The organism is Mitsuokella multacida DSM 20544, assembly GCF_000155955.1.
Classification (GTDB): Bacteria; Bacillota; Negativicutes; order Selenomonadales; family Selenomonadaceae; genus Mitsuokella; species Mitsuokella multacida.
The window spans coordinates 15696-29652 of record NZ_GG697144.2 but is presented as its reverse complement, the minus strand read 5'-3'; the positions used below and the strand labels follow the sequence as shown (position 1 = coordinate 29652).

At 58.5% G+C, this 13957-nt stretch carries 11 protein-coding genes; 9 read left to right on the top strand and 2 right to left on the bottom strand.

The window, feature by feature from the left end:
• Positions 1-51: 51 nt before the first annotated feature.
• From MITSMUL_RS11755 to alr, 4 genes are all read left to right on the top strand, one after another.
• On the top strand, positions 52-1200 hold the full coding sequence (locus MITSMUL_RS11755; protein ID WP_005843029.1) for a twin-arginine translocation signal domain-containing protein: 1149 nt from the start codon (positions 52-54) through the stop codon (positions 1198-1200).
• Between the two features lie 265 nt (positions 1201-1465).
• Positions 1466-2773 carry an S-layer homology domain-containing protein gene (locus MITSMUL_RS11750; protein WP_040636475.1) on the top strand — a complete coding sequence of 436 codons (1308 nt, stop codon included), beginning with the start codon at positions 1466-1468 and terminating at the stop codon, positions 2771-2773.
• A 244-nt stretch (positions 2774-3017) separates the two neighbouring features.
• Positions 3018-4328 carry an S-layer homology domain-containing protein gene (locus MITSMUL_RS11745; RefSeq protein ID WP_005843018.1) on the top strand — a complete coding sequence of 437 codons (1311 nt, stop codon included), beginning with the start codon at positions 3018-3020 and terminating at the stop codon, positions 4326-4328.
• A gap of 137 nt (positions 4329-4465) precedes the next feature.
• Positions 4466-5575, top strand: coding sequence for an alanine racemase (gene alr / locus MITSMUL_RS11740; RefSeq protein ID WP_005843016.1), 1110 nt, complete (start codon positions 4466-4468; stop codon positions 5573-5575).
• 71 nt (positions 5576-5646) lie between these two features.
• Here alr and MITSMUL_RS11735 read toward each other — a convergent pair whose 3' ends face one another.
• Together MITSMUL_RS11735 and MITSMUL_RS12815 are read right to left on the bottom strand one after the other, a co-directional pair.
• The gene (locus tag MITSMUL_RS11735; protein WP_005843014.1) at positions 5647-6093 is read right to left on the bottom strand and encodes a hypothetical protein; all 447 of its coding nucleotides are present in this window, start codon (positions 6091-6093) and stop codon (positions 5647-5649) included.
• Between the two features lie 46 nt (positions 6094-6139).
• Positions 6140-6388 (bottom strand): hypothetical protein, encoded by a 249-nt coding sequence (locus MITSMUL_RS12815; protein ID WP_005843012.1) that lies wholly within the window; start codon positions 6386-6388, stop codon positions 6140-6142.
• Positions 6389-6460: 72 nt separating this feature from the next.
• Here MITSMUL_RS12815 and mreB point away from each other — a divergent pair, with 72 nt between their 5' ends.
• The 5 genes from mreB to MITSMUL_RS11710 all read left to right on the top strand — a co-directional run bounded on the left by mreB (position 6461) and on the right by MITSMUL_RS11710 (position 13894).
• Positions 6461-7483, top strand: a complete 1023-nt coding sequence (mreB, locus tag MITSMUL_RS11730; RefSeq protein WP_036378469.1) for a rod shape-determining protein — start codon at positions 6461-6463, stop codon at positions 7481-7483.
• Positions 7484-7559: 76 nt separating this feature from the next.
• Entirely contained in the window at positions 7560-9035 is a 1476-nt protein-coding gene (locus tag MITSMUL_RS11725; RefSeq protein WP_040636474.1) for a phosphodiester glycosidase family protein, read from the top strand.
• Between the two features lie 103 nt (positions 9036-9138).
• Positions 9139-11304, top strand: a complete 2166-nt coding sequence (locus MITSMUL_RS11720; protein WP_005843006.1) for a SpoIVB peptidase S55 domain-containing protein — start codon at positions 9139-9141, stop codon at positions 11302-11304.
• Between the two features lie 105 nt (positions 11305-11409).
• Positions 11410-12675 (top strand): UDP-N-acetylglucosamine 1-carboxyvinyltransferase, encoded by a 1266-nt coding sequence (gene murA, locus MITSMUL_RS11715; RefSeq protein ID WP_005843005.1) that lies wholly within the window; start codon positions 11410-11412, stop codon positions 12673-12675.
• A 112-nt stretch (positions 12676-12787) separates the two neighbouring features.
• Positions 12788-13894, top strand: a complete 1107-nt coding sequence (locus MITSMUL_RS11710; RefSeq protein ID WP_005843002.1) for an NADH:flavin oxidoreductase — start codon at positions 12788-12790, stop codon at positions 13892-13894.
• Positions 13895-13957: the final 63 nt, after the last annotated feature.

Here is a 13957-nt window from a genome sequence, read left to right as displayed (position 1 = left end):
AGGCCTTTTAGGCCTGTTTGCTGTGTATCGCACAATGGAAGGAGGTTTATTATGGCAATCTGGGACAAATCAATCGATCGCAGGGATTTCCTGAAAACGGCTGCAGGCGCTGCTGCTGCATTTGCAGCAGCTTCTATCCTACCCAAGCAGGGATTTGCCGCACCGCGCAACATCGAGACGACGGCCATTAAATTCTCGGAGATGGAGAAATTGTCACCGACTGAGATGGCTAAGCGCTCGCCATTGCGCGAGTATGGCTATAACTGGCTCATGGACAAGGCGAATGGCCTTCAGGATGAGACGGTCAAGAAGGTTGTTTTAGAGGGCTTGAAATCTCCAAAGCCGCTGATCTTGAAGAAATACCCGGATAAGGCGAGCAAGGAAGCCTGCCGCAAGGCACTGCTGGCCGCTGGATATATCAAAGAAGAGAACACGATCGACCAGATTTTCCCCGAAGTCAAGAATAAATTGAATTTCTGGGATGCTGCCGGTGCAGGCTGGGGCGGTCATCACGCGTATCCATGCGGCCTGATCACGCATGTGGCAACGGATCTCCAGACAGGACTGAGCCTGATCGAGAATTACGAGCAATTCTTCGGCTATTCCATGAATCGTGAATTGTTGACGGAAGCGGTGCTGCTGCACGACCTGACTAAACCATGGATCCTGCAGTGGACTCCGGATCACAAGTGCCTGCCGGAAATCAAGATTGCCGGCACGGGCTGCCATCACATCCAGCAGGTCGCAGACTGCATGTACCGCGGCTTGCGTCCGGATGTTGTAGTTGCTGTGGCGGTATCCCATGATCATGCGGGCTGGCCGAGTGAAGAAAAGAAACCAGTCGGCTATATCAAGGCGGCTGCCATCATCGCTGGCAAAGATCCAATCAAGGAAGGTTATCTGGCACCGGATGGCGAGACGCTGCCCCTGCCGAGACGCCCGGAATCCTTCCTGGTACACCTCGGCGACCATGATTTTGTCCTGACTTCGGGTATTTCGTCCTGGACACAGGAATACCTGAAAAAGGTTGCTTTGTCTGACTACGGCCTGACGAAAGCAGACCTTGATAGCAGTAAGTTCTACAACCTGCGCAACTACGTCTATTCGCAAGCATCGGATATGCATCTCTATCAGATCCTCGTGGATCAGGGATATGACGCATTCCGCCAGACTGTTCTGGATATCGTTATCCCCGGTTAATTGAGAAGATATCTCCTCCTAAAGGCCTATAAAGTATGTTTCCCCCCTCCTGAACGGAAAGTTCCCCCTCCCTGTTCAGGAGGTTTTTTATTATTATAGTTTTCAGCGGCATCTAAATTTGACTACTGAAGGTAACTCTGCTATAATTAACACAGCCTAAGGGAAATCGAAGGAAGAGACTGAGGAAACATGGACACTCATGAGGAATCCTCCGATGGAACTTGGACAAAATGTTCATTTCTATTTTTTGAAGGAGGAGTTCTTTATGAAAAAGACTCTCGTATCCGCTCTGACGACGGCTCTCGTTGTCGGCGCTGCTAGCACGACGTTTGCTGCTGCAAACCCGTTCTCTGATGTACCGGCTGACCATTGGGCTTACGACGCTGTATCCCAGCTCGCAGCTGATGGCGTCATCGAAGGTTATGGCGACACGACGTTCCGTGGCAACCAGAACATCACGCGTTATGAGATGGCTCAGATGATCGCAAAGGCTATGGCTAAGAGCGATGTCTCCGCTGCTGATAAGGCCCTGATCGACAAGCTCGCTGCTGAGTTCTCCGATGAGCTCAACAACCTCGGCGTCCGCGTCAGCAACCTCGAGCGCAATGCTGACATGGTTAAGTGGAACGGCAAGGCTGAGTACACGTACTACAGCCATCGCAACAAGGATGCAAACACGAAGACGAACGACGATCAGCTCCTGTTCCGCCTCGAGCCGAGCGCTGAAGTCAACAGCCATTGGCATGTCAATGCACGTCTCGATGCTTCCACGGACCTCGCAAAGGACAGCGCTGATGTCAACCGTGAGCATGGCAAGGACAGCAAACAGGACACGGATGTTACGCTCAAGCGCGTATGGGCTCAGGGCAACTACGACAACTTCCAGGTCAAACTCGGTAAGTTCGCTCAGATTGATAGCGACAGCATCTTTGATACCTCGTTCTCCGGCGCTGAAGTCCAGTTCGGCAACAAGGTAACGTTCACGGCTGGTGCTGGCCGCCAGAACATGGACAGCGACAGTGACTTCACGCAGAAGTTCACAGTTGGCAACGAGAAGACGGCTAACTACCAGTACGCTGGCCTCGGCTATGCAGATGGCAAGTTCGTCGGCGGTGTTGACTACCATCATCTGAATGCTGACAGCTTCCAGTATGTAAAGAAAGATGGCACGGAACAAGGCGCAAAGCAGGCCAACGAAGATAATGCCAACATCTGGCTCGCAAAGGCTGCTTATCGCTTCGATAAGACGAATGCCCTGAACGGCTTCTATGCCAACAACACGTCGGCTGACGAACTCGACAAGGCTTGGAGCGCTCAGTACAGCTACAAGGGCGCTGAAGCTCAGAACAAGGGCACTTGGGGTGCTTGGGCAGCTTATCGCTACCTCGGCCAGAACACGGATCTGTTCTCCACGTTCGATGTAATCCTCGCTGGTCAGAAGGGCTGGGAAGTCGGCACGAACTACGCTCCGTTCAAGAACGTTGTTGCAACGCTGCGCTATGGTAACGGCAAGGATCTCCTTACGGACAATAAGGTTGAGAACCTCTTCGGCCGTATCGAGATGTTCTTCTAATTCTTCGATTAGCAGATCCACAAGCAATACAAAAGACCTCCGCTTTGGCGGAGGCCTTTTTTTGCGCGAATCTCTGGTTTCGATTATTTTAATTGATAGTGATTTGCAATTCCGTTGTTGCTGTGTTACAATGAATGCGTTGAAGGGCTGATGGAGAAGCGCATAGGAAACATGGATACTCTTGCCGGATTGCTCCGTGAGCGCTTCAAGATGATTCACTCTATTCTAGAAGGAGGAGTTCTTGATGAAGAAGACTCTCGTATCTGCACTGACGACGGCTCTCGTCGTCGGCGCTGCCAGCACGACGTTTGCTGCTGCCAACCCGTTCTCCGATGTACCGGCTGACCACTGGGCTTACGATGCTGTATCCCAGCTCGCTGCTGATGGCGTCATCGAAGGCTATGGCGACACGACGTTCCGTGGCAACCAGAACATCACGCGTTATGAGATGGCTCAGATGATCGCAAAGGCTATGGCCAAGAGCGATGTCTCCGCTGCCGACAAGGCCCTGATCGACAAACTCGCCGCTGAGTTCTCCGATGAGCTCAACAACCTCGGCGTCCGCGTCAGCAACCTCGAGCGCAACGCCGACAAGGTAAAGTGGAACGGCGAGGCCCTCTACCAGTACTGGAGCCAGCGCGATAAGGATGCCGGTACGAAGAGCAACGACGATGAGCTGCTGCTGCGCCTCGAGCCGAGCGCTGAGGTCAACCGCAACTGGCATGTCAATGCCCGTATCGATGCCTACACGGATCTGGCAAAAGACAGCAGCGACACGAAAGACCCGCTCCATGGCGATTCGCAGGACACGAACCTTGACCTCGTCCGCATCTACGCGCAGGGCGACTACAAGAACTTCCAGGTCAAGCTCGGCAAGTTCAACCCGATTGATGATGACAGCATCTTCGATACGGAGTTCTCGGGCGGCCAGGTCACGTTCGGCAACAAGGTGACGTTCACGGCGGGCGCAGGCCGCCTCGACATGGATGATGTCAGCGCCTCCAACAACTTCCGCAATGAAGAGACGGCAAAGATCGTCAACAGCGATGATACGGCCAACTACCAGTTCGCTGGCCTCGGCTACGCAGCCGGCAAGTTCAACGGCGGCATCGATTACCATCATCTCAATGCGGACTCGTTCAACTACGTCAAAGACAATCTGACGAGCCAGTCCAGTGAGGACAATGCCAACATCTGGCTTGCCAAGGCTGGCTACAACTTCGACGGCACGAGCGCACTCAACGGCTTCTACGCCAACAACACGTCGGCTGATGACCTCAACAAGGCTTGGAGCGCGGAGTACGACTACAAGGGCGCTGATGCTGAGAACAAGGGCACTTGGGGTGCGTGGGCCGCATATCGTTACCTCGGTGACAACACGGCTCTGTTCTCCACGTTCGATGCTGTCCTGCAGGGCCAGAAGGCTTGGGAAGTCGGCGCGAACTACACGCCGTTCCGCAATGTCGTCACGACGCTGCGCTATGCAAACGGCAAGAACATCGCGACGGATAACAAGATCGAGAACCTCTACGGCGAGCTTGAATTCTTCTTCTGATTGCAGTCAGTCCATCTTAAAAACGACCTCCGCTTTAGCGGGGGTCGTTTTTTGATGCGCCATCGATGCTTGACTTTTCTAGGCCGTGTAGTAAACTGAAAAGAGAATTTGACTAGGTATGAGAAAAGGGGATTTGTATGCCAAATCGTGCGGCCTGGGCGGAGATCGATCTTGCGGCTCTTAGGCATAATTACGAGGAGATCAAGAAGAATATTCGCGGCGGGGCGAAGCTCTGCGCTGTCGTCAAGGCGGATGCCTACGGCCACGGTGCTCTTGCTGTCGCGCGCGTCGCGGTGGAGGCGGGGGCCTCTTATCTTGCGGTCGCGACGCTCGGCGAGGCCATCGAGCTGCGCGAGGCAGGCTTCACGGTGCCAATCCTGCTCTTAGGTCTCGTACTGCCGGATGAGGCGCGCGACATCGTCGACTACGATGTCACGCAGGTCGTCTGCGAGCTGCCGCTCGCGGAGGCCATCTCGCGCGAGGCGGTGCGCCAGCACAAGACGGCGAAGGTCCATCTCAAGGTCGAGACAGGCATGGGCCGCATCGGCATCCGCCCCGAGGAGATCGGCGCGCTGGCCGCGGCGGTCAAGCAGCTGCCGAACATCGAGATTGAGGGCATGTTCTCCCACTTCGCGATGGCAGACAGCAAGGACAAGACGTACACGAAGGGTCAGCTCGCAAAGTTTGAGCAGGCTTTGAGAGCCGTTGAGGAAGCAGGCGTCAAACTCAAGATCCGCCACATCGCGGAGTCGGCGGCCATCCTCGAGATTCCGGAGGCGCACTACGACATGGTGCGCGCCGGCGTCATCCAGTACGGCATGTGGCCGTCGGATGAGGTCACGCATCCGATTGACCTCAAGCCGGTCATGAAGGTCTGCGCCAAGGTCGTCTTCATGAAGACACTGCATCCGGGCGAGAGCATCGGTTACGGCCGCCAGTTCATCGCGGAGCGCGAGAGCCGCATCGCGACGCTGCCGATCGGCTATGCCGACGGCTACATCCGCGCATATGGCAACGGCGGTTACGTCTCGTTCGGCGGCCGCAAGGCGCCGATTGCGGGCCGCGTCTGCATGGACCAGGTCATGGTCGATGTCACGGACCTGCCGGATGTCAAGGAAGGCGACACGGCTGTGCTCTTCGGCGACGAGACGGTCACGGCCGACACGGCAGCCAAGTGGCTCAACACGATCAACTACGAGGTCACCTGCCTGATCTCCCCGCGCGTGCCGCGCGTCTATAAAAGCTGATGATAGTATGCGAAAAGGAGCATCCCATTGCGAGGATGCTCCTTTTTTATGCGCTCAATGCAGCCGTTGGTTTATTCGACCTGGCCTTTCCAGTAGGCGAGGTCGGCATCGTTGAGCGGCAGGTCGACCGTCTGGCCATCCTTGTAGGAATAGCGGAAGCGGATGGTCTTGGCGGCCTTGATGTCGTCGAGCGTGGCGGCCGGCAGGAAGACGGAGATCTCGTTCTCCTTCTGGAAGGCGCCCGCGTTCTTCTGCTTGACAGAGGCGATCAGCGGCCACTCCTTGTCATCCGTCACGAGCGTGACTTTGGAGTCGGCCTTGGCGCCGTCATAGCGCGTATCCCAGACGGTGAAGTGGGCGCTCGTCGCGGAGCCGTCCGAGCCGCGCAGGCCCGTGAACTCGATGCGCGCGTAGGCGGAGAGGCTGTCGGCCGTGCGCGTGTCGTGGGCGCGGAAGTAGAGCAGCGTGCCGAGGAAAGCTGCGACGATGATGAGAAGGATGGCAATTGCTTTTTTCATAATAGATACGTCTCCTATAAAATTTCTCTAAGTCAAATTAATCGTATCATCCTGTTTTTTCGTTGTCAATGCGCCTTTTAAAGAAGAAAAAAGAGAAATTTTTCACAAAATTGGCGTAAGTTATCGTAAATGACATGAAATTTTGCAAATTATTGCTGTGCCTGCCAGAGACGCTCATATTTCTGGCTTTTTCGCCCGTTCCACCCATTGTAAAAGCGCGCGAAGTATTATATAGTATATCAATGAGAAAAGATGGCATAGAATGGGCGGCATCTGTTTTCCCGCTGCTTTTCATCTGATTCTGCCATAATCTTTTCCAGAAGGTATGATATCATTCTTTTATCGGTTGGAAGGGGATTTCAATAAAATGTTTGGTATGTCAATGGATATCGGCATCGACCTTGGCACAGCCAACGTGCTGGTCTATGTAAAGGGGAAGGGCATCGTGCTGCGCGAGCCGTCTGTCGTCGCGGTGGACAAGGACACGAACCGCGTTCTCGCCATCGGCGAGGAGGCGCGCCGCATGATCGGCCGCACGCCGGGCAACATCGTCGCCATCCGTCCGCTGCGCGAGGGCGTCATCGCGGACTACGACATCACGGAGAGCATGCTGCGTCACTTCATCGAGAAGGTCGTCGGCCGCAGCTTTGTCTTCCGTCCGCGCATCATGATCTGCATCCCGTCGGGCTGCACGATGGTCGAGCAGCGCGCCGTACAGGAAGCTGCTGAGCAGGCTGGCGCGCGCCACACGCAGCTCATCGAGGAGCCGCTCGCGGCAGCGCTCGGCGCTGGCCTCGACATCGTGGAGCCGTGCGGCTCGATGATCGTCGACATCGGCGGCGGCACGACGGACATCGCGGTCATCAGCCTCGGCGGCATCGTCAACAGCGAGTCGCTGCGCATTGCCGGCGACAAGTTCGACTCGGACATCATCGCTTACGTCAAACGCGCGTTCAATCTCATGATCGGCGAGCGCACGGCCGAGGACATCAAATTCAAGGTCGGCGCAGCTTACCCTGAGGCGCGCGATGAGACGCTCGACATCCGCGGCCGCGACCTCCTGACGGGCCTGCCGAAGACGGTCCAGATCACGACGAAGCAGGTGGCTGAGGCCATCGGCGCTTCGGTCTCGCGCATCGTCGAGTGCGTCAAGAAGGTCCTCGAGGAAACGCCGCCGGAGCTCTCGGCGGACATCATGGACCGCGGCATCATCCTGACGGGCGGCGGCGCGCTGCTCTTCGGCCTCGATGAGCTCATTCGCCGCGAGACGGACATCCCGACGGCACTCGCCGACGATCCGCTCTCCTGCGTCGCGCTCGGCTGCGGCAAGGCGCTCGACACGTTCTCGAAGTTCGACGGCAAGGCCATGAACCTCAAGATCGGGAAATAAAAGCTGATGCTTTCCTTCCCCGCATGTGCGCATCTGCACCATGCCGGGAAGGTTTTTTATTGGAAGGGAGATCAATATGAATAAGATCCTTCGCCGCGCAGCGGTGTTTGCCGCTGCGGCATTATTCCTCGGACAGAGCTTCGCGATGGCGGCGGGGCTGACTTCGATGCGCTTCCACAGCGGCAGCGAGCACGACCGCGTAGTCTACGAGTTCACGGACATGCCTGTCTACACGACAGCGATCTCCGGGGACGGCCGCACGCTGACGCTCGACCTCGCCGATACGTCGTACAAAGGTTTCTCGGCTGTGCCGGCCAAGGGCAGCCGCATCGAGTCGATTGCCTACAATAAAAAGGGCAAGCATCTCATCGTGACGATGAAGCTCAAGGCGGGGCTCTCGTATCAGGTCCGCACGCTCAAGAACCCGACGCGCCTCTTTATCGATGTGCTGCCGGATACGAGTGCGGCAACAAGCATTGCGGGCACGGCGGCCAGCAAGCCGGCGGTCACGGCCACGAAGGGCAGCAGTACGGGCATGCCGGGCACCATCGATGGCGACTATGTGCAGGAGATCGAGCCGGGCCTGACGGAACACACGTATGTCTATTGGGATGACTACGGCAAGGTATCGGCCTGGCTCTTAGAGGCAGACCCCGCGCGCTACCGTCTCGTGCCGACTCTCGCAAAAGGGAAAATCCCGGGACGTGAGGCCGTCAGCGGCATCGTTGCCAGAGCCGGCGGCGTGGCCGGCATCAATGCCTCGTACTTCGCGCCGGCGGGCGACATCCTCGGCGTGACGCAGATCAACGGCCAGACGGTCGGCACGACGTACTACACGCGTTCGGCGTTTGGCCTGCGCAAGGATGGCACGCCGGTCTTCGGCAAGATCTCGTATGACGGCACGGTCACGATGGGCGGCGTCAGCGTCAGTGTGGCCGGCGTCGACTGCGAGCGTGGCGCGGACAGCCTCGTCATCTACAACCGCGCTTACGGCAGCTCGACGGGCACGAATGAATACGGCCGTGAGTACATCGTGCGCGGCGGCCGCGTCACGGATATCCGCCAGAACGATTCGCCAATCCCTGCAGATGGCGTCGTCATCTCGGTGCACGGCATGGCGGCCGATGAGCTCGGCGGTGTGCAGGTCGGCGACCCTGTGATGATCGAGGAGAACCTTGGCGACGGCTGGCAGAACATGGACTTCATCATCGGCTGCGGCCCGCGCCTCGTGGAGAATGGCCGCGTCCATGTGACGGTCGACGAGGAGGATTTCCCTGCGGATATCCGCATCGGCCGCGCGCCGCGCAGTGCCGTCGGCATCACGAAGGACGGCCGCTATCTCTTGGCCGTCGTCGACGGCCGCCAGTCGCACAGCGTCGGCCTGACGCTGACGGACTGGGCGAAGCTGCTCGTGAAGTTCGGTGCGCAGGATGCGCTGAACCTCGACGGCGGTGGCTCGTCGGATCTCGTCGTGAACGGTGACGTGCAGAACTCCCCGTCGGACGGGCAGGAGCGCCTCGTCGGCGACGGCCTGGTCCTCGTCAAGAAATAAAAGAGGCATGCACAGGGCTGGACGAGTATGTTATAATGAAAACTAGTAGTATTTTTCGAGTTTGATTCTGGCGTTTACGAGGTGAGTACGTTTGCATAAATTCATGAGGAAGGTCATCGCGACTGGTATTGCTGCGATGTTCTTCGCGACGGCGGCTGTGCCGGCACACGCGATGGACCCCATTCTGCCGTTCCAGGATGTCAAAGGTGGCATGACGGGCACGGCCTATACCGTAGTGGACAGCTCGGGCGAGATCCGCAGCTTCGATGTGGATATCGTGGGCAATATGGACAATGGCAAAGGATCGTCCCGCATGATCATGGCACGCGCGCGCGGCCCCGTGATTGAGCAGACGGGCGGCATCCTACAGGGCATGAGCGGCAGCCCCGTCTACGTCAATGGCCGCCTCGTCGGCGCCGTGGCGGCGGGCATCAAGGAGATGACGCCGTACACCTTCTTCATCACGCCGATCGAGGACATGATGAAGCTCTGGACGATGCCGGATACGAAGAACAAGACGCGCCTCAAGACAATCAACATCCACAAGGTCGTGGAGGAACGCAAGAAGGAAGAGGCCAAGGCCAAGGAAGAGGACAACAAGAAGGCGGAGACGAATGGCAACGCCATCCTCAACCGCGTCATGGACGTCATCCACGAGGCGGAGGATACGGCGGCCGAGACGAAGGCCAAGCAGGAAAAAGCGGAGCAGGAGAAGGCTGAGGCAAAGAAGGCCAAAGCTGCAGCTGCCGAGAACACGGATGCCAAGTCTGCTGAGAATGCCGATGCTAAGGACGCCGATGGCAAGGATGTTGACGCCAAGGCTGAGAATGCTGAGGCTCCAGAGAAGCAGGCCGAGGCGGTAGCGGCAGAAGCTGCTGCCACCGAAACTGCTCCAGCGAAGGATGCTTCTGCCGAGAAACCGGCTGCATCCGACAAGAAAGAGCTGACGAAGCAGCCCAAGGCCGTCATGTACCTTTCGGGCTTCAATGAGCCGAGCATTGACTTCTTGCAGAAGAACGTGCCGATGGGCCATGACGTCACCTTCATGCCGATGGGTGTGCGCACGGAAGGCGAGGGCAATACGCTCTACAACGCGAACCTGCAGCCGGGCAGTGCGGTCGGCGTCGCCATCGTCTATGGTGACTTCGCCGTCGGCGCGACGGGCACGGTCACGGCTGTGGATGGCAAGAAGATTCTCGGCTTCGGCCATCCGTTCCTGCATCGCGGCAACGTCAACTACTTCATGACGGATGCGACGGTCGTCGGCACGATCAGCGGCCAGAGCAACGGCATGAAGATCGCGAATATCGGCAACATCATCGGCCGCATCAGCCAGGACCGCGAGACGGGCATCGCCGGCACGATCGGCGATTTCCCGACAGTCGTGCCGGTCAAGGTCCGCATCCAGGACACGACGCTCGGCCGCACGGATGACTACGGTGCGCGCATCGCCTACGATGAGGCATTCCTGCCGGAGCTCTCTGGCGGCATCGCCTATGCGGCGATGACGAAGACGTCGGACACGCTGGCGGGCGCAACGGCTAACGTGCACTTCACCATCCGCACGAATGCGGCGGACGGCGGCAAGTTCGAGCGCAGTAACATGTTCTACAACACGGCCGACGTCGGCCAGATCGCGGTCGGCGAGCTCATGCAGGCGATGAACGTCATCTGCTCGAACACGGACCAGGAGTCGGACATCGTCGATGTCCAGATCGACGTCCAGATGGAGAACGGCCGCAAGACGGCGACGCTCCTCTCGGCTGTGCCGGATAAGACGACAGTCAAGCCGGGCGATCTCGTCAAGTTCACGACGACGATCAAGCCGTACCGTCGTGACAAGGAGACCCTGCTGATCCCGTACCGCGTGCCGGTGACGGCACCGGAGGGCCCGCTGACGCTCGACATCCGCGGCGGCGGTGTCGCGCCGATTGCCCAGCTCAAGCTCCTGCAGCAGACGGGCGTCGACCTCATCGCGCAGGAGGACAAGACGACTACGACGAAGGACAAGCTCCAGAGCCTCAAGCGCACGGGCCGCAACAACGAGATCATCATCGCACCGGGCGCTTCAGCAGTGCCGATGACGCCTTCGCAGCAGCGCAAGGCCGCGCGCGAGGCTGCCAAGGCGGCCCGCGAGGCAGCGCAGCAGCGCAAGTTCTCGTTCTCGCTGAACGCGCCGAAGAACGAGACGCCGGGCGAGACGAAATTCACGACGAATTATATCATCGACAATGTCATCCATACGACCCTGCAGGTCGAGAGAAAGTGACCGCCCCCTATTGTCAGCAGGTGAATATGATGATACACTGAAAAATGATGCTTTAAGCACAGCGGTCGAAGTGGCTGTGCTGCTATAGGAGGAAAAAGGACTTAAATGGAAAAGTTGGTTATACATGGCGGACGCCGGCTGGAGGGCCGCGTCAAGATCAGCGGGGCGAAGAATGCGGTACTGCCGATTATCGCGGCAACTCTTCTCGGACAGGATTCGCCGAGTCTTCTCGACGAGGTCCCGGCTCTCGAGGATGTGCATACGATCACGGAAGTCCTGCAGAAACTCGGTGTCAAGGCTGAGTTCCGCAAGGAGACGCATCAGCTGTTTGTCGACAGCACGGTCATCGGCAGCTGTGAAGCGCCATACGATCTCGTGCGCAAGATGCGCGCGTCCTTCCTGATCATGGGACCGCTGCTCGCTCGCTGCGGACAGGCCAAGATTTCCCTGCCGGGCGGCTGTGCCATCGGCACGCGTCCCATCGACCTCCATCTCAAGGGCTTTGAGGCTCTCGGCGCACAGATCCGCGTCGGCCACGGCTTCATCGAGGCGGCTGCTCCGGAGGGGCTCAAGGGTGCGAAGATTTATCTCGACTTCCCGAGCGTCGGCGCGACGGAGAACATCATCATGGCGGCTTCTATGGCAGAAGGCCAGACCGTCCTTGAGAACCCCGCACAGGAGCCGGAGATCGTAGACCTCGCGAACTACCTCAACGTCATGGGCGCGAAGATCCGCGGTGCCGGCACGAATGTCATCAAGATCGACGGTGTGCCGAAGCTCACGGGCCGCGACTACACGATCATCCCCGACCGCATCGAGGCGGGCACCTACATGGTGGCAGCGGCGATGACGCGCGGCGACGTCTACATCGAGAACGCGATCAGCGAGCACCTCAAGCCGGTCATCGCCAAGCTCAAGGAAGCTGGCGTGACGATTGAGGAGGATGTCAATGGTATCCGTGTGACCTGCGATCGCCGCACGAAGTCGGTCGACATCAAGACGATGCCGTATCCGGGCTTCCCGACGGACATGCAGGCGCAGTTCATGGCGATGATGGCCATCTCGGAAGGCACGGGCATCGTGACGGAGACGGTCTTCGAGAACCGCTTCATGCACGTCGATGAGCTCAAGCGCATGGGCGCGAAGATCAAGATCGATGGCCGCACCTCGATCGTCGAGGGCGTAGAGAAGCTCTACGGCTGCCAGGTCAAGGCAACGGACCTGCGCGCCGGTGCGGCGATGGTCCTCGCAGGACTCGTCGCAGAGGGGGAGACCCAGGTCGGGTACATCCACCACATCGACCGCGGCTACGACAATCTCGTCGAGAAGCTCGTCGGCCTTGGCGCGGATATCTGCCGCGTCGACCAGTAATCAAACAAGCAAGAGGCTGTTGACAAACGACAGCCCTTTTCTTTTATCTTTTATCCGTTATTGCTACCTGTTATCATCTGTCGTTTTATCTTGGATTCATAGGAGAGTTATCATGAGCATCATCGAAACGCCGCTGCAGCTGCAGCATCTTGCCCTGAAGAACCGCGTCATCCGTTCGGCCGTGCACAGCTTCCTCGCAGGGGAAGACGGCTACATGACGGCGGCAGAGTACGCGATGTACGAGACGCTGGCCGAGAACAACCTCGGCACGATCATCTCGGGCCACTGCTGCGTGGACCCGCTGGGCCGCGCCAACCCCGAGCAGGTCAACATCTACGCAGACTCGTTCACGGACCAGTTCCGCAAGGCCGTCGCGATTGCCCATGCGCACGATGCGCGCTTCATCGCGCAGATCAACCATGCCGGCCCGCGTGCCATCGACAATGAGGACCTCGCCGACGTCGTCGCGCGCCCGCTCAAGAAGGGACGCCATGCGCGCGCGCTGACGGTGGAGGAGATCCATCACATCGAGCAGTGCTTCATCGAGGCGGCGAAGCGCCTGCAGTCGGCCGGCTGCGATGGCGTCCAACTCCATGCCGCCCACTCGTACCTGCTCTCGCGCTTCATCGACCCGACGTTCAACCAGCGCGAGGATGAATACGGCGGCACCATCGAGAACCGCTTCCGCATGGTGGAGGAGATCATCTGCGGCATCCACGGGGCCTGTGGCAAAGACTTCCCCGTGCTCATCAAAGTCAACGTCGACACGAAGGCGGAGGATGCCGAGGGCTACCACCGCGACATGGTCTGGCTGCTGCGGCGCGCGAAGGCGCTCGGCGTGGAGCTCGTCGAGTTCTCGGGCGTCGACTTCATCAACCTGCCGAAGACGGCGACGCTCTACTACCTGCCGCAGGTCAAGCGCCTGAGCGCCGAGGTGCCGGATATGCCGCTGAGCCTCGTCGGCGGCGTGCGCTCGCTCGCGGATATGGAGGCGGTCATCAAAGCTGGCATCGAGTGCGTCTCGCTCGGCCGCTCATTGATCGCGGAGCCGGACTTCGTCACGAAGGAGCTCGCGGGCGGCGAGAAGTCCATCTGTGTCTCGTGCAGCCGCTGCTTCGTGCTGCCGCACATGCACCCGGGCATCCGCTGCGTCTGGGCCTGGAAAAAAGAGCGCGCGCGCCAGAAACAGGCCGCTGCGCAGGCTACCACGCAAAAATGAAAACACTCTGAAAATTATTTCTTTACTTTACAAGTTGACAATTATATAACTGAGTGCTAAGAT